This is a genomic window from Streptomyces sp. NPDC007095 (assembly GCF_040634475.1).
GTDB lineage: Bacteria > Actinomycetota > Actinomycetes > Streptomycetales > Streptomycetaceae > Streptomyces.
This window is the reverse complement of the sequence record NZ_JBEYFS010000132.1, coordinates 1-17,537: the sequence shown is the minus strand read 5'-3', so window position 1 is coordinate 17,537 and position 17,537 is coordinate 1. Positions and strand designations below refer to the sequence as shown.

The following is a 17,537-nucleotide window of genomic DNA, read 5'->3' as shown; positions in this document are numbered from 1 at the left end:
GGTCAGGCGACCATGTGATGCGCCAGCGCCAGGTGCGGGTCCGTCTCGCCCGGCACGGGGGCCGGATCGGCGTGTACGAGGGCCGCGGTCAGCTTCGGTACGGCGTGCAGCAGGGCGTGTTCGGCCTCGACGGCGATCCGGTGTGCCTGTCGCACGCTCGCCTCGCCGTCCACCACGACCGCCACCTCGGCGCGCAGCCGGTGCCCGATCCAGCGCAGCCGCAGCTCACCCACCCCGCGCACGCCGGGGACCTCCCGCAGCGCCCGTTCGGCCGAGTCGACCAACTCCGGGTCCACGGCGTCCATCACGCGCCGGAACACCTCGCGGGCGGCGTCGCGCAGCACCAGCAGGATCGCGGCCGTGATCGCCAAGCCCACCAGTGGGTCGGCCAGTTGCCACCCCAGTGCCGCGCCACCCGCTCCCACCAGCACCGCCAGTGACGTGAAGCCGTCCGTACGGGCATGGAGACCGTCCGCGACGAGGGCGGCCGAGCCGATCTCACGCCCGACCCGGATGCGGTGCCGGGCGACCCACTCGTTGCCGAGGAAGCCGATCAGCGCGGCCGCCGCGACGACCGGGATGTGGTGCAGGGGGCGCGGGTCGATCAGCCGTTCAAGGGCCGTCCAGGCCGCGAAGGCACCGGACGCGGCGATCGTCAGCACGATCACGATGCCCGCGAGATCCTCCGCCCGGCCGTAGCCGTAGGTGAAGCGGCGCGTCGCCGCGCGCCGGCCCAGGACGAACGCGATGCCGAGCGGGACGGCCGTGAGCGCGTCGGCGGCGTTGTGCACCGTGTCGCCGAGCAGCGCGACCGATCCGGAGAGCACGACCACGACCGCCTGTGCCACGGCTGTCGTACCGAGGACGACGAGGGACATCCACAGGGCGCGCATACCGCGCGCCGAGGACTCCAGCGCGGAGTCGAGCTTGTCGCCGGTCTCGTGGGAGTGGGGGGTGAGGAGGTGACGGAGACGGGGGAGGAGCCCGGAAGGGGCGCCGTGGGAGTGGGGGTGCGGCTGCGGCTGGTCGTGCCCCAAGTGGCCGTGGCCGTGGTCATGGCCGTGGGGCGAGCCGTGATCATGGGAGTGGCCGTCGCTGTGGCCGTGCTCGTCGTGCCGGTCGTTCACGGGGGTCCCCTTCCGGTGCGCGGGAGTGGACGTGTCGGGGTCCACAGGGCCATTATGTGCGTATGAGCGCACGCATGCACCTATCACCTGCGCATGATGCGCATCCGCGTACCCCCGGCGAGGAACAGTTCGCGCTCGCCGCCGAACTCCTCGCCCTCCTGGGCGACCGCACCAGGCTCACCCTCCTGCACGCTCTGAGCCACCAAGAGGCCGATGTCACGACGCTCACCGAGGCGTGCGGGGCCGCGCGCCCGGCCGTCAGCCAGCATCTGGCCCGGCTGCGTCTCGCCGGTCTGGTGAACACCCGCAAGGAGGGCCGCCGGGTGATCTACTCACTCGGCGACGGCCATCTGCGCCGGGTGGTCGACGAGGCGCTGAACCTGGCCGACCACCGCCTCACCGACCGTCCGCCGCACGACTGACATAACCCCCCCGGCGCTCAGTGGCCGGTGTCGTCCTCGCCCGCCTCCAGCAGGTTCGCCGCCGCGCCCACGATGCTCGGGTCCGGTTTGCCGACGACCTCCTCGTCCTTGTCCGCGTAGGCGAAGCGGGCCAGGACGCTGCGCATCGCTTCGACACGCGCCCGCTTCTTGTCGTTGCTCTTCACCACGGTCCAGGGGGCCTGTTCGGTGTCCGTCTCGCCGAACATGGCGACCTTGGCGGCGGTGTAGTCGTCCCAGCGGTCCAAGGAGGCCAGGTCCATGGGGCTGAGCTTCCACTGTCGTACGGGATCGACCTGGCGGATCGTGAAACGGGTGCGCTGCTCGCCCTGCGACACGGAGAACCAGAACTTGACCAGGTCCACCCCGTCGTCGACGAGCATCCGTTCGAAGGCGGGCGCCTGCCTCATGAAGCGCCGGTACTCGTCGTCCGTGCAGAAGCCCATCACCCGCTCGACGCCGGCCCGGTTGTACCAGGACCGGTCGAACATCACGATCTCGCCCGCGGTCGGCAGATGCTCCGCGTACCGCTGGAAGTACCACTGGCCGCGCTCGCGCTCGGTCGGTTTCTCCAGCGCCACGACCCGGGCACCGCGCGGATTGAGGTGCTCGGTGAACCGCTTGATCGTGCCGCCCTTGCCGGCCGCGTCACGCCCCTCGAAGACGATGACCAGGCGGCGGCCGGTCGCCTTGATCCAGCTCTGCAGCTTCAGCAGTTCTATCTGCTGGAGGCGTTTGTGCCACTCGTACTCCTTGCGCTCCATGCGCTCGTGGTACGGGTAGTTCTCGCGCCAGGTCTCCACCGGACTGCCGTCCGACCGGATCAGTACCGGGTCGTCGTGGTCGCTGTAATCGACGGTCAGACCCGTCAGCAATGGCGTCATAGCGGCCTCCCCGGCTTCACTCAGTGGAACTGCGGCACGATCAGGTAAATTCCGTACGCGACGACGGCCGCGCAGGCCAGGAAACACAGTCCCGCCTGCGCGAAGCCGAGGGCGTGGGTGCCGCCGGCGTCCTTCTCGCGTGCGGCCTCGACCTGGGAGACACCCAGCACGCCGAGCGCGAAGACGACCACCACTTCGACAGTGACGGCGATGCTCACCGCGGTGACTTCGCCGAGTGCGGTCCAGTCCAAATGCATCGTACGACTTCCCCTTGGCTCAGGCGACGGTGCCGACGGCCGTCGGCGCAGCGGCACGGACGGTGACCTCGTGGGCGTCGTTCACATTGTCGGCGCGCACCGGGGAGCGGGCCTCGACGCGGTTCGCTCAGAGGCCGGTCGGCGTGCGTTGGCTGAAACTCGTCCTGTGCGCGGTACTCGTCCTATGCGCGGCCGCAGTCGGGGCACAGGCCCCGGTAGGTCACCTCGACATCGGAGACGGTGAAGCCGAACCGCTCGGATGCGGGCAGATCGGACAGGGGGTCGCCGCTGGGGTGGACGTCCCGGATGGCGCCGCAGGCCGAGCACACCAGGTGCTGGTGGGGGCGGTGGGCGTTCGGGTCGTAGCGCTTGGCGCGGCCGTCGGTGGCCACCTCGATCACCTCGCCGAGCGAAACGAGCTCGCCGAGGGTGTTGTAGACGGTCGCGCGGGAGATCTCCGGCAACCGGGCGGTGGCGCGTGCGAGCACCTCGTCCGCGGTGAGGTGTACGTGCTCGCCGGCGAGTACCTCGGCGACCACCCGGCGCTGGGCGGTCATCCGCCAGCCGCGTCCGCGAAGTCGTTCGAGCAGGTCACTCATGCTCACCAGCCTAACCATGCGTCGTCTGACGAATGAATCCGTACGGGTCTGGTTCTCGTATTGACTTGGACTGTGTCCATCGTAGGATCGGTTCTGGCGGCAGCCAAGGGACAGGACAACAGCAGGGGAAAGCACGTGACGGTTCAGGAGACGGGTGGAGCTCGCCCACTTCAGCCGCGAGCGCATCCCCGAGCGCATCGTCCACGCGAGGCGCATCGCCCACGCGAGTGGCGCCGGCGCCCCGCGCTCGGGGCCCTCCGCGCACCCATCGCGGCGCACCGCGTACGCCGTGCCCAACCCGACAGCCCGGCCCGGTTCGAGCGACGCGTCGGCGACTGCCACCCCTGCGCCATGTGCGGGTCGTACGGTGTCGTCGACGACGTCCCCAGGGGCCTGTGCCCCGGCTGTTTCGACGGTTTCGGCCGACTGTTCCACCGCCCGCAGTTCCTGAGCACAGTGATCCGCCCCGTCCGGAAGGATTCCCATGTCCGAGAACCATGATGCAATCGTCACCGATGCGAAATCGGAGGGCGCAGGTGGCTGCCCCGTCGCGCACGGGCGCGCCGCGCACCCGACCCAGGGCGGTGGAAACCGCCAGTGGTGGCCGGAGCGGCTCAACCTGAAGATCCTCGCCAAGAACCCCGCCGTGGCGAACCCCCTCGGTGAGGAGTTCGACTACGCCGAGGCGTTCAAGACCCTCGACCTCGCGGCCGTGAAGCAGGACATCGCCGAGGTGCTGACCACCTCGCAGGACTGGTGGCCGGCCGACTTCGGCAACTACGGCCCGTTCATGATCCGGATGGCCTGGCACAGCGCGGGCACCTACCGCATCAGCGACGGCCGCGGCGGCGCCGGCGCCGGTCAGCAGCGCTTCGCCCCCCTCAACAGCTGGCCGGACAACGGCAACCTCGACAAGGCCCGCCGCCTGCTGTGGCCGGTCAAGAAGAAGTACGGCCAGAGCCTCTCGTGGGCCGACCTCATGATCCTCACCGGTAACGTCGCTCTGGAGCAGATGGGCTTCGAGACCTTCGGCTTCGCCGGCGGCCGCGCGGACGTCTGGGAGTCCGAGGAGGACGTGTACTGGGGTCCCGAGACCACCTGGCTCGACGACCAGCGCTACACCGGCGACCGCGAGCTGGAGAACCCGCTCGGCGCCGTCCAGATGGGCCTCATCTACGTCAACCCCGAGGGCCCCAACGGCAACCCGGACCCGATCGCCGCGGCCCGCGACATCCGTGAGACGTTCCGCCGCATGGCGATGAACGACGAGGAGACGGTCGCCCTCATCGCGGGCGGTCACACCTTCGGCAAGACCCACGGCGCGGGCCCGGCGGAGAGCGTCGGTGCCGACCCCGAGGCCGCCCCGATCGAGGCGCAGGGCCTGGGCTGGAAGAGCACGTACGGCACCGGCAAGGGCGCGGACGCCATCACCTCCGGCCTGGAGGTCACCTGGACCACCACGCCCACCCAGTGGAGCAACGGCTTCTTCGACAACCTCTTCGGCTACGAGTGGGAGCTGACCCAGAGCCCCGCCGGCGCCAACCAGTGGGTGGCGAAGGACGCCGAGGCGACCGTCCCCGACGCGCATGACCCGTCGAAGAAGCGTCTGCCCACGATGCTCACCACCGACCTCTCGCTGCGCGTCGACCCGATCTACGAGCCGATCTCCCGCCGCTTCCACGAGAACCCCGCGGAGTTCGCGGACGCCTTCGCCCGCGCCTGGTACAAGCTGACCCACCGTGACATGGGCCCGAAGTCGCTCTACCTCGGCCCGGAGGTCCCGGCGGAGACCCTGCTGTGGCAGGACCCGCTGCCGGAGGCGGAGGGCGAGGCCATCGGCGCCGACGACGTCACCGCCCTCAAGGCGAAGATCCTCGACTCGGGTCTGACCGTCCCGCAGCTGGTCTCCACCGCGTGGGCGTCCGCCTCGACGTTCCGCGGCAGCGACAAGCGCGGCGGCGCCAACGGCGCGCGCATCCGCCTGGAGCCGCAGCGCGGCTGGGAGGCCAACGACCCCGACCAGCTCGCGGCGGTGCTGCGCACGCTGGAGGGCATCCAGCGGGAGTTCAACGCCGGTGCCAAGAAGGTCTCCCTGGCCGACCTGATCGTCCTCGGCGGCGGCGCCGCGGTCGAGAAGGCCGCCAAGGACGCCGGTCACGACGTCGAGGTGCCCTTCACCCCGGGCCGCGTCGACGCGACGGACGAGCACACCGACGCGGAGTCCTTCGCCGCGCTGGAGCCGACCGCCGACGGGTTCCGCAACTACCTCGGCAAGGGCAACCGCCTCCCGGCCGAGTACCTGCTGCTGGACCGTGCGAACCTGCTGACCCTGAGCGCTCCCGAGCTCACGGTCCTCGTCGGTGGCCTGCGCGTCCTGGGCGCGAACCACCAGCAGTCGGCGCACGGTGTCCTCACCGCGACCCCCGGAACGCTGACCAACGACTTCTTCGTCAACCTGCTCGACCTGGGCACGACGTGGACGCCGACGTCCGAGGACGCGACCACCTTCGAGGCCCGCGACGACGCCACCGGCGAGGTCAAGTGGACCGGCACCCGTGCCGACCTCGTCTTCGGCTCGAACTCCGAGCTGCGCGCGCTCGCCGAGGTCTACGCGGGCGATGACGCCAAGGCGAAGTTCGTGAAGGACTTCGTCGCGGCGTGGGACAAGGTCATGAACCTCGACCGGTTCGACCTCGTCTGATCATCCCGGCCAGGACGTCCAGGTCGGCCCGTAGCGGCCGGCCTGGACGTTTTGTGGTCGGGGGGACCTCCCTCGGCGCCGCGTAAAAAACGCTTGCCCCGAGCGTCTCGTCGTGAGGAGGATGACGGAATGCCGATCTTCTCCGCCCCCGACGGGACTCAGCTGGCCTACCACGTCACGGGCGAGGGCGAGCCGTTGCTCTGTCTGCCCGGTGGGCCCATGCGTGCCTCCGCCTACCTCGGCGACCTCGGCGGACTGTCGCGGCACCGTCGGCTGTTCCTGCTGGATCTGCGGGGGACCGGCGATTCCGCCGTCCCGGCCGACCCGGCGACGTACCGCTGCGACCGGCAGGTCGACGACGTCGAGACCTTCAGGGCGCATCTCGGGTTGGAACGGGTGGATCTCCTCGCCCACTCGGCGGCCGGTGACCTCGCGTTCCTCTACGCGGCCCGGTATCCGGACCGCATCCGCACCCTCACATCGGTCACCGGGCGCGCCCGTGCCCTCGGTATCGACTTCACCGAGGAGCACCGCCGGGAGGCGGCCGCGCGGCGCAAGGCCGAGCCGTGGTTCGCGGCAGGGTACGACGCCTACGAACGGATCTGGGCGGGCTCGGCGGCCGATGCCGACTGGGACGCCGTCGCCCCGTTCTTCTACGGCCGCTGGGACGCGACCGCGCAGGCGCACGCCGAAACCGAGGTCGAACAGACCAACGAGGAGGCCGCGGGACTGTACGCCTCAGCCGGCGCCTTCGAACCCGCCGTGGCCCGCGCCGCCGTCGCCGCGCTGGGCGCACGGGTCCTGCTGCTCGCGGGCGAACTCGACAGTGGCCCACTGCCGCGCGTGGCCGCCGCCGTGGCGGAGCTGTTCCCGGAGGGGGAGCTGATCGTCCAGCCGGAGGCCGGCCACCATCCGTGGCTCGACGACCCCCGGCGCTTCACGGAAACGGTGACGGCCTTCCTCGACCGGGCGCGGTGACCGGGCCGGGCCCGACCTGGCTCAGGCCAGCCGCAGGTCGACCCACTCGGCCGTTTCGCCCGGCAGCACGTACCTCTCGATCTCGACGAACCCGTGCTGCACGGCGAACCGCAGCCCGTCCTCGTTGGACGCCAGTACGACTGTCTCGATCACGTCGGCGCCCAGTGCCCGTGCCCGCTTCAGCCCGCGCTCGTAGAGCTCCTCACCGAACCCCTGCCGACGGTGTCCGGGCAGGACCCGGGCGATAACCGTCGCCGTCGAGCCGCCCTCCTTCGGCGGACGCACGGTCGAGCAGCCCACCAGGACGTCGCCGAGGTACGCGACCTCCAGGTGGTTGCGCCCGGCCCGCTCACGGACCTCGTCGAGCGACAGGGCGGCGGGTGGCACGATGACATTGTGGACGTACTGCCAGTCCTTGAGACCGGTCTCGTCGTCCGACTGCTGAAAGCTGAGTGTGGACACCGGAGCAGCAAACCCATCCCCACCACAGGCCGTCAACCGGGTTTGCCGCGAACCGGCTTGGCGTGCGGACGTGGCTCAGCCGAGGCGCGGGATCTCGATGGCGGGACAGCGGTCCATGACCATGTCGAGTCCGGCGGCGCGGGTGCGGTCGTACGCGCCCTCGTCGACGACGCCGAGCTGGAACCAGACGGCCTTGGCGCCGGCGGCGGCGGCTTCGTCGGCGACGGGCCCCGCGAGGTCGCTGTTGACGAAGACATCGACGACATCGACGTCGAACGGGATCGCGTCCAGCGACGGGTAGCCCTTCTCGCCGTGGACGGTCTCGGCCTTCGGGTGCACGGGGACGATCCGCTTGCCGTAGCGCTGGAGGACGTCGGCGACTCCGTACGCCGCGCGCCGCTCGTTGGACGAGAGACCGACGATCGCCCAGGTGTCGCCGAGTTCGGTGAGGATCTTGCGGATCGTTGCCGGGTCGCCGTACACGGTCGGCCTCCTGGGTCTGGTGTGAAGGACTGTCATGGGCCCGCGTGGCCTGTCATGCGTGCTCAGCCGGACAACAGCATGAGACACACGGTGATTCCCCGTGGCGTGGGGGCCCTGTCGCACCGGGAACGCCGCTCCCCGATACAGCGCGGTCTGCCACGCGGCGCGCGTGAGGGGCAGGGTGGGAATGCCCCGCGACCGTTCTCCCGTGCGAGGGCGCGGACCGGCAAGCCCGCCGTGAACTCACCACGGCCGACCGAGAGGACGTACGCCATGCGCACCACGACACTGGGCAGCAAGGGACCCGAGGCCGGTGTGATCGGCCTGGGGTGCATGGGCATGACCTTCTCGTACGACATGAAGAGCCCGCGCGACGAAGCCACCTCCGTCGCGGTCGTCCTCCCCCAAGTCTCGGCTTCGCTCGACAGGGGGACCCCCATGCCGCTCGACCTGGGCGCCACCCTCATCGACACCGCCGACGTGTAGGGCCCGACACCGACGAAGAACTGGTCGGACGGGCGCCGACGGGCGGCCACCGGGAGCGGGCGGTGCTGGCCACGAAGGTCGGCCTGGTCGTGAGCGATCCGGCCGGCGCTCCCGGCAACTCCCCGGTCATCGTCAACAACAGCCGCCCCGAGCACGTACGGAAGTCGATCGACGACAGCCTGCGCCGCCTGGGCACCGACCACGTGGACCTCTACCAGCCGCACCGCGTCGACCCCCAGGTGCCCGTCGAGGAGACCTGGGGAGCCATGGCCGCCGGCAAGGCCCGGCAGATCGGCCTGTCCGAGGTGAACGTCGAGCAGATCGAGCGGGCGCAGTCGGTGCACCCGGAGGCCTCGGTGCAGTCGGAGCTGTCGCAGTGGACCCGCGCCCCGCTGGCCGAGGTGCAGTCGGAGCTGTCGCTGTGGACCCGCGCCCCGCTGGCCGAGGTGCTGCCGTCCTGCGAGGAGCAGGGCATCGCCTTCCTGCCGTTCTCGCCGCTGGGCCGCGGCTTCCTGGCCGGACGGTTCGCCTCCTTCGACGACCTGCCCGAGGACGACTTCCGGCGACGGCTGCCGCGCTTCCAGCAGGACGCGCTGCGCGCCGACCTCGCCATCGTCGGCCGGGTCCGTGAGATCGCCGAGCGCGCCGGGATCACCCCGGCGCAGGTGGCACTCGCGTGGCTGGTCGCCCAGGGACGGTACGTCGTCCCCATCCCCGGCACCAAGACCCCGAAGTACCTGGCGGACAACGCCGGCGCGGGGGACGTGGAGCTGAGCGCGGCGGACCTGGCCGACCTGGACGTCCTTCCCGCACCGGAAGGCGGCCGCTACTGAAACGAGCGGCGGGGGCGCATGGGGGGCATGCTGCCCCTCGTAGGCTGCCCCACCCCCGAGGCCCCAAGGAAGACCATGACCACCATCGCCATCATCGGCGCCGGACCCGGCCTCGGAGTCGCCGTCGCACGGCGGTTCGGCCGCGAGGGGTTCGACGTCGCTCTCATCACCCGCACCACGGACCGGGCGCACGCGCTCTCCGCCGATCTGGCGGGCGAGGGCCTGACGGCGCGCGGTTTCGCGGCCGACGTACGCGACCCGAAGGCGCTCGAAGCGGCGCTGGACGCGGCGACCGCGACCCTGGGGCCCATCGAGGTCATGCAGTACAGCCCGGTCCCGCAGCGGGAGTTCATGCGGCCGGTCCTGGAAACCACCCCCGCCGACCTGGTGGGACCGATCGAGTTCTCGGTGTACGGCCCCGTCGCCGCCGTGCGCCAGGTGCTGCCCGGCATGCGCGCCCTCGGCCGCGGCACCATCGTCTTCGTCAACGGCGGCACCGCCGCGGTACCCCACCCCGACCGGGCCGGCACCTCCATCGCCTTCGCCGCCGAGAGCGCCTACGGACACCTGTTGCACGGCGCCCTCGCCGACGAGGGCATCCACGTCGCGCAACTCGTCATCCCCGGCGCGATCAGCCCCGGACACCCCAGGAAGGACCCCGCCGCGCTCGCGGAGACCATCTGGAACATCCACCAGGACCAGCACGGCTACCGGCACTTCGCCGACGACCTCGACTCCTGACGGGCGGTGCCCGAGCAGCGCCCTCAGCCCCCTTCGGCCTCACTCGATGTTGCTTAACTTATGCAAGTAGACGTTAAAGTCGTCCCATGTCGACACCGCCGCCCACAGCAGCCGATCCCGCGTTGACGGACGTGGCCGAGATCGAGCGTGCGCTCACCCGTATCTCGTATCTGACCAGCAGGGTTCGTCAGCATGAGCGCCTCATGGCACTGGCCGGGCTGGCCCTGGACCGGGCCGCCGTCGCGCTGTTGCGGCAGGTCGCCGACTCGGGCTCGCTGCGGCCCAGTGAGCTGGCGAACCTGCTGTCCGTCGAGGCGTCCCACGTGACCCGGCAGGTGCAGCAGCTGGAGAAGACCGGCTGTCTGACGCGTGTCCCGGACCCGAACGACCGCCGAGCCCAGCGCATCGAGCTCACGCCGGCCGGCCGGGACGCGGTCGACCGCGTGCGGGAGGCGAGCTGCCGAGGGATGTCGGTCGCGTTGGCGGACTGGTCGCCGGGAGACCTGGAGCGGCTCGCCACACTGTGCCATCGGCTGGCCGACGACTTCTTCGATCACGCCGAGGACGAGATCGACCTGGTGCCCGAGGTCCCTCGCAAGGCCTGACCGGTTTCGCGATCCTGGGTCCGGCTCGGCGGCGCCGAGGCCCGGTCGAGCCTCGGCGCCGCCGGTCGGGAGTGCCAGCCGTACGAAGTTCCGCGCAGCCCCGCAGGGCCGCCCCGTACCGTCAACGATTCCTGGGCAGCCTGAGGTGGCGTTCAGCGATGATCTCCCGGAGGATCTCGCTGGTCCCGCCATAAATGGTGCCGACCACCGCCGCCCGGAAGCCCTCCTCGAACCTGCCGCCCGCGGGGGCGCCGGCCGCCTCGGGGGCCAGTACGCCCTCGGCGCCCAGGATGTCGAGGATGTCGCTGGAGTGGCGCTGGGCGGCCTCCGTGGCGAACAGCTTCCACATCGACCCCTCGACACCGGGGAGGTCGCCCTTCTGGGCGCGCCATCGATTGCGGAGGGCGAGCAGGCGTGTGACCTCCTCGTCGACCGCCATCCTGCCGATCCGCTCGGCGGCCAGGGGGTCGTCGAGGACCGTCGTCCCGTCGGAGCGTCGCGCGGTGCGTGCCCAGGCGGCCAGATCCTTGACCAGGGATCCGCCGTCCGAACCGGGGCTGGACGCGGAGCGTTCGTGGACCAGCGCCACGTGCATGACGCCCCACCCGCCGTTGACCCCGCCGAGGCGCGCGCAATCCGGGACACGCACGCCGGCGTAGAACGTGGCGTTGGTGCGCTGACCGCCGAGCGTGTGGATCGGCTGGATGTCGTACCCGGTGCTGTCGGTCGGCACGAGGAACATCGACAGCCCCTTGTGCTTCGGCACGTCCGGATTGGTGCGGGCCAGCACGAACACATGGCTGCACAGCTGGGCGGTGCTGGTGAACATCTTCTGGCCGTTGATGACCCACTCGTCGCCGTCCCGGACCGCGGTGGTCTTCGCCGCGGCGACGTCCGAACCGGAGTCCGGCTCGCTGTACCCCAGGGCGATCAGCCGCTCTCCGCGGAGCGCGGCCGGGATGTACTCGCGCTTCTGCTCCTCGGTTCCCACGTGCTCGATGGTGCGCAGCACCATGGAGGTCGTGGACCAGCCGTCGGAGGCGAGCCCCATGCGGCCGAGTTCGTCGAACACGGCCCGGGCGAAGCCGGGATCGACCTCGCTCCCGCCGTACTCGGGCGCCCAGTCGGCCGCGAGGATCCCGTCGCGCGCGAGCAGGGCATGCAGCTCGGCCGTCTGATGCGTGCCGGAGCGGCGCTGTTCCTCCACCCACTCCGGTCGCGTATGAGCCTCGACCCAGGCGCAGGCCGCCTCGCGGTGCGAGGCCAGTTCGTCGAATTCGCGGAAGTCCATCGTCAGCCCGCCCTCTCTGCCGGTGCCGGTGCCGGTGCCTGTGCCGCGCCGAAGACGCGGTGCGCGAGCCGCGCGTACGCCGCGCGGGAGTCGCCCGCGACGAGTGACCAGGCCTTCGCCCGCCGGAAGTAGAGCTGGATGTCGTATTCCAGCGTGTAGCCGTATCCACCGTGGAAGTGCAGGACCTCCGACGTCGTCTTGAAGGCGGTCTCCGCGGCGAACAGGAAGGCCATGGTCGCCGAGGTGTCGGCCGTGGGCAGGTTCTCGTCCTGTGCCCAGGCCGCCTCGTAGGCCAGCAGGCGAGCGCCGTCGAGGGCGATCGCGTTGTCGGCCAGGCGGTGCTGGATGGTCTGGAACGTGCCGATGAGCACGCCGAACGCCTTGCGCTGCATCACGTAGTCGACGCCGATGTCGAGGGCCTTCGAGCCGAGGCCGAAGAGTGCCGCGCCGGTCAGCAGTTCCCACCGGCTCAGGGCGCGGCGATAGGCGCGGACGGCGGCCGGTCCGCGCGCCAGCACCAGGGCGTCTTGCGTGTCGATGGGGCAGTCGGCGAGCGGAAGTGCCCCGAGATTGCGGACGGCCCCGCCGGGCGTGGCGGGGCCTCGCTCCGGCTGCCGGAGCAGGAGGAGCTCGTCACCCCGCAGGACGGCCACGAGATCGGCCACCGCGCCCGCCGGAACCAGCCGCGCGAGGTCGCCCGTCGCCGGGCGGAGAGCCAGGGTCGCGAGGAGCTCGCCCGCGACGGCGCGTGCGGTGAGGGACTCCAGGCGGGCGTCCGGCTCGCCGGACGACGACGAGCCCGCGTCCGGCGACGAACCTCCGTCGGACAGCGACGCGATGAGGTCGTTCGTCACCGCCGCCTCGATCAGGGGCACCGGGGCGAGGGACTGCCCGAGACACTCCGCCGCGATGGCCAGTTCCACGAAACCGGCACCGCCGCCACCGAGGTGTTCGGGTACGGCGATCGCGGCGAGCCCCAGGTCCACGACCTTCCGCCACAGCGCCGCGTCGAACCCGAGTGGCTCCGCCGCCCGTACGGCCGCGGTGGACGACTCCTTCTCGAAGAACGTGCGCAATGTGCCGCGAAGCGCCGTCTGGTCGTCCGTGAAGTCCAGATCCACGAGTCGTGCCCCCTAGTGAGTGACATAAGTCACATTCTCCGATTCTGGCATATGGCATTCTCGCCCACGACGGGGCACTGTGGCCAGGGGCCCGACGCGCAGGCAGGGCTCGCTCACTCCGGGGGCCGTGAGACCTGTACGAGGCCGCACTGGTACGCGATGACGACCAGTTGGGCGCGGTCCCGGGCGTGGAGTTTGGTCATGGCACGGTGCACATGGGTGCGGATGGTCAGCGGGCTGACGACGAGTTCCTGGGCGATCTCGTCGTTGGACTTTCCCTCGGCCGCCAGTGCGGTCACCTCTCGCTCGCGGGCGGTGAGAGCCGCCAGTTGTCCGGGAAACGCCGGCTGGGCGCTGGGTGCGGGGGAGGCGAGGAAGCGGGCGACCAGGGTGTGCGTGGCCCGGGGGGAGAGGAGCGCGTCGCCCGCTGCCACGGTGCGGATGCCGCTCAGGAGTTCGTCCGCGGTGACGTCCTTGCCGAGGAAGCCGCTGGCTCCGGCGCGCAGGGACCGGGCCACGTCCTCGTCGGTCTCGAACGTCGTGAGGATGAGGACGCGGGTGGTGGAGAGGCCGGGGTCGGCGCAGATGGCGGCGGTGGCGGTGAGCCCGTCGGCGCCCGGCATACGGATGTCCATGAGGACGACGTCGGGGCGGTGGGTACGCGCGAGCGAGACCGCTGCCCGGCCGTCGGCGGCCTCGTCGACCACTTCCATGTCGGAGCAGGAGTCGATCAGGATGCGGAACGTCGCCCGCAGCAGGGCTTGGTCGTCCGCGAGCAGGACACGGATGGTCATGGGGGTGAGGTCCTCTTCCGGGCCAAAGGAGCGTGAGGAGGGGAGATCTCCGAGGTCGACGGGCTGTCGTCCGTCGGGATCAACCCTCCCGTCCCCCGGCCGCGCCCACGAGAGAGTGATCTCCCGAACCCCTGGTGCAGTGGGCTACACCACCGGGGTGGAACCGCTCACACCTCATACGGAGGGACCAGCCGGGAAAGCCCGCGTGTCCGGAATCGGTCCGACCTCCCTGCGCCCGGGCTCGCGCCCGCCTACGCTCGCTCCGTGCTGCGTATCACCGACGCCCGAACGGGCGAGCCCATCGACGCCGTCCCTGCCCGCCGGAGCCTGACCCGCGTCGAGGCGCACGTGGAGCGGGACGATCTGTCCGCACTGCGTGTGCTGCTGGTCGCCGACGTGCTCGCCAGGACCCTGGAACTCGGTGGGACCCCCGTCGTCACCGTGGCCGACCCGCCCGCGGAGCTCCGGGCGCGCGCCGACGCGCTCGGCATCCGCCGGGCCGAGGGCGACCGGAGCGGTGCGGGCCCGGCCCTGCATGTCCTCGCGCCCGGCGCCACCGCCGTGGAGGGCATCCGCGTCGAGGTCGCCCCGGTGCACGGCACGGCCGACCCGGCGCTGCTGAGGATGGTCCTGCTCGCGGCCCCGCGCCGACAGTCCGTCGACTTCGCCACCGCCGACCTCGACGGCGCCCGGGAGACGCTCGCGCGCTGGCGCAAGTCCGTCGCCACCTGGGCCACCCGGCCGTCCAAGCCCGTCCCCGAGCGCGTGCGCCAGGAACTGCGCGCCGCGTGGGAGGACGACCTCGACGTACCCGCCGTACTGGAGGTGCTGCGGCGCGTCGAGCACGCGGACGACGTGCCGGACGGCGCCCGCTTCGAGACGTACGCCTACGCGGACCGTCTCCTGGGGCTCGAACTCACCCGTGACATCGGGGCGCAGCGGTGATCGCACGCGCCGGAGCGGGCCCGCTGCGCAGACTCGTCGTCCTGCGGCACGCCAAGTCGGCGTGGCCGACGGGTGTCGCCGACCACGAGCGGCCCCTCGCCCCGCGCGGCCGCCGCGACGCCCCGGCCGCCGGGCGTGCCCTCGCCGAGTCGGACTGTCTGCCGGACCTCGCCCTGTGCTCCACCGCCGTACGCGCCCGCCAGACCTGGGAGTTGGCGGCGCGGCAGTGGGGCACCCCGCCGCCCGTACGGTTCGACCGGCGGCTGTACGGCGCAGAGGTACCGGAGTTGCTGGCGACCCTGCACGAAGTCCCCGACCGGATCGGGACGCTGCTGCTGATCGGACACAACCCCGGCTTGGAGGACCTCGTGCTCGAACTGGCCGGGGACAGCCTCGACGACGCGCTGGACGACGTACGGACGAAGTTCCCGACCTCCGCGACAGCGGTCCTCGCCTGGCACGGAGACTCCTGGGAAGCGCTCGCCCCGGGCACGGCGCTGCTGACGGGCATGACCGTGCCACGGGGCAAGAAGAAGGACTGACCGGGCGGGAGGGAAGGCAGCGGAACCGGCGGGCCGGAGGAGGGGCTAGCCCACGTGGATCCGGGGCCTGCGTTCGGGGTCCGGCTCGGCGCGCCGCAGCACTTCGCGGGTGACCGGGGCGACCTCACCGTCGCCGAAGACGAGGAAGCGGACCAGGTGGCTGAGGGGGTTGCCCTCGGTCCAGTTGAAGTAGGCGTGCGGGACCTGGCCGGTGCGGTCGCGCAGTCGCATCATGACGGCCGCGATGGTGTTGGGCACGGTCGCGCCCTCGACGCGCAGCCTGCGCACCCCGTGCTTCTCGTCACCGTGCACGGTCAGGTCGGCGGTGAAGTCCGAGGAGTCCGTCACGAACACCTCCAGGAACAGCACGGGACGGCCGTCCGGGATGTGCGTCTGCTCGCGCTGGCTGTACTCCTTGGCACGGTACTCGCGGGTGCTGCGCTCGTGCGGCTCGTTCGCGATCAGCCGCAGCGGTCCGCTCGCCGCGGCCTCGTCGATGAAACGGGCCGCGGCCTCGTCGAACGTGACCTCGGCGGCGCGCAGTTCGAAGGCGCGGTGCACCCGGGAGGCGAACGAGGAGATCAGGATCGCCAGGATGAAGATCAGCGCGATCTTGATGCCGTCGGGGCGTTCGATGACGTTGGTGACCAGGGTGTAGCCGAAGACCGCGGTGATCGCGCCGAAGCCGATCGCGGCGGCGCGGTGGCCCCGCTGGTGCACGGCGACCGCCGAGGCGAAGGAGGCGGAGAGCATCAGGACCAGCACACCGGTCGCGTACGCGCCGCTCTGGTCGTCGACGTTCGCGTTGAACCACAGTGTGATGAGGACCGCGGCGGCCATGAAGACGAGCACGAGGGGGCGGACGGCGCGTGTCCACTCGGGGGCCATGCCGTAGCGCGGCAGATAGCGCGGCACGAGGTTGAGGAGACCGGCGAGCGCGGAGGCACCCGCGAACCAGAGGATCGCGATGGTCGAGAGGTCGTAGACCGTGCCGAACGCCTCGCCCAGGTGCTGGTGGGCAAGGTAGGCGAGGGCACGGCCGTTCGCCGAGCCGCCGCTCTTGAACTCGTCCTGCGGGATCAGGATCGTCGTCGCCAGGCTGGACAGCAGCAGGAATCCGCTCATGATCACGGCGGCCGTGGTGAGCAGCCTGCGGGTCTCGCGGATCCGGCCCGTCGGCTTCTCGTACGTGTCCGTCGGGTCGCCCTCGACCTGCGGCATCACCGCCACGCCCGTCTCGAAGCCGGACATGCCGAGCGCCAGCTTCGGGAAGACGAGGAGCGCCACGCCGATCATGGCGAGCGGCGAGGAGTGTTCGGCCGTCATCGCGTCGGTCCAGTCGCCGATCTTGACCGGGTGACTGAGCACCTGCCAGGCGGAGACGGCCAGAACGACGACATTGAGGGTGAGATAGGTGGCCACGAGCGTCACCGCGATCCCGATGGCCTCCTTGAAGCCCTTCAGGAAGACCGCGCCCAGCGCGGCTATGAGAAGGAGCGTGATCCAGGTGTTCCCGCCGTGCATCCAGTGCGGAGCAAAAGGATTCTCCACGACGTGTGCGGAGGCGTCCGCTCCGGACAGGGTGATCGTGATCAGGAAGTCGGTGGCCGCGAAGCCGAGCAGCACCAGGACGAAGATCTTCCCGGCCCACCAGGGCAGCAGCCGCTCCAGCATCGCGATCGAACCCTCGCCGTGCGGGCTCTCCTTGGCGACGCGACGGTAGACCGGCAGTGCGCCGAGCAGGGTGAGCGCGATCAGGACGAGGGTCGCGAGAGGGGAGAGCAGTCCGGCGGCGAGGGCCGCGATGCCCGGCTGGTAGCCCAGCGTGGAGAAGTAGTCGACGCCGGTGAGGCACATCACCCGCCACCATTTGTGGCCCTGGTGCTCGGCGTCCGGGGTGGCGTGCGGGCCGGGGTGCTTGGCCGACTGCTCGCTGAGTCCCTCCAGAAGCCACGCCCGCCAGCGCGGCGCGGCTGCGGAGGGCTCCCGTTCGAGGGGCTCCGCGGAGTCCGAACTGTCCACCTGGGTGCCGGTCATGCTGCGATCTCCCTGCGATCGGTCGGGCCGGCGATCCGGCTTCGGGCAACGAGGAGCGAGTATCCACCACCTCGCCCCGCGCACCTGAGCCGGGTCCGCACGTCCGGAGGTTCCCTGCCGGGTCCGCACGTCCGGAGGTTCCCTGCCGGGTCCGCACGTCCGGAGGTTCCCTGCCGGGTCCGCACGTCCGGAGGTTCCCTGCCGGGTCCGC

General features: G+C 71.2%; 19 protein-coding genes. 9 read left to right on the top strand and 10 right to left on the bottom strand.

Features of this window, described 5'->3' with window-relative positions; all coding sequences use genetic code 11:
• Positions 1–2: 2 nt before the first annotated feature.
• Positions 3–1,127, bottom strand: a complete 1,125-nt coding sequence (locus ABZ656_RS35670; protein ID WP_360273591.1) for a cation diffusion facilitator family transporter — start codon at positions 1,125–1,127, stop codon at positions 3–5.
• Positions 1,128–1,189: 62 nt separating this feature from the next.
• On the opposite strand from ABZ656_RS35670, the gene ABZ656_RS35665 reads away from it, so the two are divergent.
• Complete coding sequence (locus tag ABZ656_RS35665; protein WP_180362730.1) at positions 1,190–1,549, top strand: metalloregulator ArsR/SmtB family transcription factor; 360 nt, start codon at positions 1,190–1,192, stop codon at positions 1,547–1,549.
• A 17-nt stretch (positions 1,550–1,566) separates the two neighbouring features.
• Here the strand turns inward: ABZ656_RS35665 and ppk2 are convergent, their stop codons facing one another.
• From ppk2 to ABZ656_RS35650, 3 genes are all read right to left on the bottom strand, one after another.
• On the bottom strand, positions 1,567–2,451 hold the full coding sequence (ppk2, locus tag ABZ656_RS35660; protein ID WP_101407909.1) for a polyphosphate kinase 2: 885 nt from the start codon (positions 2,449–2,451) through the stop codon (positions 1,567–1,569).
• Positions 2,452–2,471: 20 nt separating this feature from the next.
• Positions 2,472–2,708, bottom strand: a complete 237-nt coding sequence (locus ABZ656_RS35655; RefSeq protein ID WP_360273587.1) for a hypothetical protein — start codon at positions 2,706–2,708, stop codon at positions 2,472–2,474.
• 182 nt (positions 2,709–2,890) lie between these two features.
• Complete coding sequence (locus ABZ656_RS35650) at positions 2,891–3,307, bottom strand: Fur family transcriptional regulator (RefSeq protein WP_101408487.1); 417 nt, start codon at positions 3,305–3,307, stop codon at positions 2,891–2,893.
• Between the two features lie 484 nt (positions 3,308–3,791).
• Here ABZ656_RS35650 and katG point away from each other — a divergent pair, with 484 nt between their 5' ends.
• Both katG and ABZ656_RS35640 read left to right on the top strand, forming a co-directional pair.
• Positions 3,792–6,008 carry a catalase/peroxidase HPI gene (gene katG / locus ABZ656_RS35645; RefSeq protein WP_360273583.1) on the top strand — a complete coding sequence of 739 codons (2,217 nt, stop codon included), beginning with the start codon at positions 3,792–3,794 and terminating at the stop codon, positions 6,006–6,008.
• Positions 6,009–6,137: 129 nt separating this feature from the next.
• On the top strand, positions 6,138–6,986 hold the full coding sequence (locus ABZ656_RS35640; protein ID WP_360273581.1) for an alpha/beta hydrolase: 849 nt from the start codon (positions 6,138–6,140) through the stop codon (positions 6,984–6,986).
• A 21-nt stretch (positions 6,987–7,007) separates the two neighbouring features.
• Here the strand turns inward: ABZ656_RS35640 and ABZ656_RS35635 are convergent, their stop codons facing one another.
• Together ABZ656_RS35635 and ABZ656_RS35630 are read right to left on the bottom strand one after the other, a co-directional pair.
• Positions 7,008–7,448: a GNAT family N-acetyltransferase gene (locus ABZ656_RS35635; protein WP_101407905.1), complete on the bottom strand. Its 441-nt coding sequence runs from the start codon at positions 7,446–7,448 to the stop codon at positions 7,008–7,010.
• Positions 7,449–7,523: 75 nt separating this feature from the next.
• Positions 7,524–7,931, bottom strand: a complete 408-nt coding sequence (locus ABZ656_RS35630; RefSeq protein WP_101407904.1) for a CoA-binding protein — start codon at positions 7,929–7,931, stop codon at positions 7,524–7,526.
• Between the two features lie 273 nt (positions 7,932–8,204).
• Here ABZ656_RS35630 and ABZ656_RS35625 point away from each other — a divergent pair, with 273 nt between their 5' ends.
• From ABZ656_RS35625 to ABZ656_RS35610, 4 genes are all read left to right on the top strand, one after another.
• On the top strand, positions 8,205–8,417 hold the full coding sequence (locus ABZ656_RS35625) for a hypothetical protein (RefSeq protein ID WP_360273577.1): 213 nt from the start codon (positions 8,205–8,207) through the stop codon (positions 8,415–8,417).
• Positions 8,418–8,479: 62 nt separating this feature from the next.
• Positions 8,480–9,250: an aldo/keto reductase gene (locus ABZ656_RS35620; protein WP_360273574.1), complete on the top strand. Its 771-nt coding sequence runs from the start codon at positions 8,480–8,482 to the stop codon at positions 9,248–9,250.
• A 75-nt stretch (positions 9,251–9,325) separates the two neighbouring features.
• Positions 9,326–9,991, top strand: coding sequence for an SDR family NAD(P)-dependent oxidoreductase (locus ABZ656_RS35615; protein ID WP_360273571.1), 666 nt, complete (start codon positions 9,326–9,328; stop codon positions 9,989–9,991).
• Between the two features lie 86 nt (positions 9,992–10,077).
• A complete protein-coding gene (locus ABZ656_RS35610) occupies positions 10,078–10,596 on the top strand; it encodes a MarR family transcriptional regulator (protein ID WP_101407902.1) in 519 nt (172 codons plus the stop codon).
• Positions 10,597–10,717: 121 nt separating this feature from the next.
• On the opposite strand, the gene ABZ656_RS35605 is transcribed toward ABZ656_RS35610, so the two are convergent.
• The 3 genes from ABZ656_RS35605 to ABZ656_RS35595 form a co-directional block, all read right to left on the bottom strand.
• Positions 10,718–11,887, bottom strand: a complete 1,170-nt coding sequence (locus ABZ656_RS35605; RefSeq protein WP_360273567.1) for an acyl-CoA dehydrogenase family protein — start codon at positions 11,885–11,887, stop codon at positions 10,718–10,720.
• Between the two features lie 2 nt (positions 11,888–11,889).
• The gene (locus ABZ656_RS35600; protein ID WP_101407900.1) at positions 11,890–13,008 is read right to left on the bottom strand and encodes an acyl-CoA dehydrogenase family protein; all 1,119 of its coding nucleotides are present in this window, start codon (positions 13,006–13,008) and stop codon (positions 11,890–11,892) included.
• Positions 13,009–13,121: 113 nt separating this feature from the next.
• The gene (locus ABZ656_RS35595) at positions 13,122–13,802 is read right to left on the bottom strand and encodes a response regulator transcription factor (protein ID WP_360273564.1); all 681 of its coding nucleotides are present in this window, start codon (positions 13,800–13,802) and stop codon (positions 13,122–13,124) included.
• Positions 13,803–14,066: 264 nt separating this feature from the next.
• Between ABZ656_RS35595 and ABZ656_RS35590 the strand changes: the two genes are divergently transcribed.
• Both ABZ656_RS35590 and ABZ656_RS35585 read left to right on the top strand, forming a co-directional pair.
• Positions 14,067–14,747: a hypothetical protein gene (locus ABZ656_RS35590; RefSeq protein WP_101407898.1), complete on the top strand. Its 681-nt coding sequence runs from the start codon at positions 14,067–14,069 to the stop codon at positions 14,745–14,747.
• Positions 14,744–15,289, top strand: a complete 546-nt coding sequence (locus ABZ656_RS35585; RefSeq protein WP_101407897.1) for a histidine phosphatase family protein — start codon at positions 14,744–14,746, stop codon at positions 15,287–15,289. The genes ABZ656_RS35590 and ABZ656_RS35585 overlap by 4 nt, the downstream gene beginning before the upstream one ends.
• A 45-nt stretch (positions 15,290–15,334) precedes the next feature.
• On the opposite strand, the gene ABZ656_RS35580 is transcribed toward ABZ656_RS35585, so the two are convergent.
• On the bottom strand, positions 15,335–17,326 hold the full coding sequence (locus ABZ656_RS35580) for an amino acid transporter (protein ID WP_180362729.1): 1,992 nt from the start codon (positions 17,324–17,326) through the stop codon (positions 15,335–15,337).
• Positions 17,327–17,537 lie beyond the last annotated feature (211 nt).

Excerpts from the sequence above, each read along its gene's own strand:
- ABZ656_RS35665 (WP_180362730.1), top strand. The coding sequence starts at position 1,190 with ATGAGCGCACGCATGCACCTATCACCTGCGCATGATGCGCATCCGCGT.
- ppk2 (WP_101407909.1), bottom strand. The coding sequence starts at position 2,451 with ATGACGCCATTGCTGACGGGTCTGACCGTCGATTACAGCGACCACGAC.
- ABZ656_RS35655 (WP_360273587.1), bottom strand. The coding sequence starts at position 2,708 with ATGCATTTGGACTGGACCGCACTCGGCGAAGTCACCGCGGTGAGCATC.
- ABZ656_RS35650 (WP_101408487.1), bottom strand. The coding sequence starts at position 3,307 with ATGAGTGACCTGCTCGAACGACTTCGCGGACGCGGCTGGCGGATGACC.
- katG (WP_360273583.1), top strand. The coding sequence starts at position 3,792 with ATGTCCGAGAACCATGATGCAATCGTCACCGATGCGAAATCGGAGGGC.
- ABZ656_RS35640 (WP_360273581.1), top strand. The coding sequence starts at position 6,138 with ATGCCGATCTTCTCCGCCCCCGACGGGACTCAGCTGGCCTACCACGTC.
- ABZ656_RS35625 (WP_360273577.1), top strand. The coding sequence starts at position 8,205 with ATGCGCACCACGACACTGGGCAGCAAGGGACCCGAGGCCGGTGTGATC.
- ABZ656_RS35615 (WP_360273571.1), top strand. The coding sequence starts at position 9,326 with ATGACCACCATCGCCATCATCGGCGCCGGACCCGGCCTCGGAGTCGCC.
- ABZ656_RS35610 (WP_101407902.1), top strand. The coding sequence starts at position 10,078 with ATGTCGACACCGCCGCCCACAGCAGCCGATCCCGCGTTGACGGACGTG.
- ABZ656_RS35605 (WP_360273567.1), bottom strand. The coding sequence starts at position 11,887 with ATGGACTTCCGCGAATTCGACGAACTGGCCTCGCACCGCGAGGCGGCC.
- ABZ656_RS35595 (WP_360273564.1), bottom strand. The coding sequence starts at position 13,802 with ATGACCATCCGTGTCCTGCTCGCGGACGACCAAGCCCTGCTGCGGGCG.
- ABZ656_RS35580 (WP_180362729.1), bottom strand. The coding sequence starts at position 17,326 with ATGACCGGCACCCAGGTGGACAGTTCGGACTCCGCGGAGCCCCTCGAA.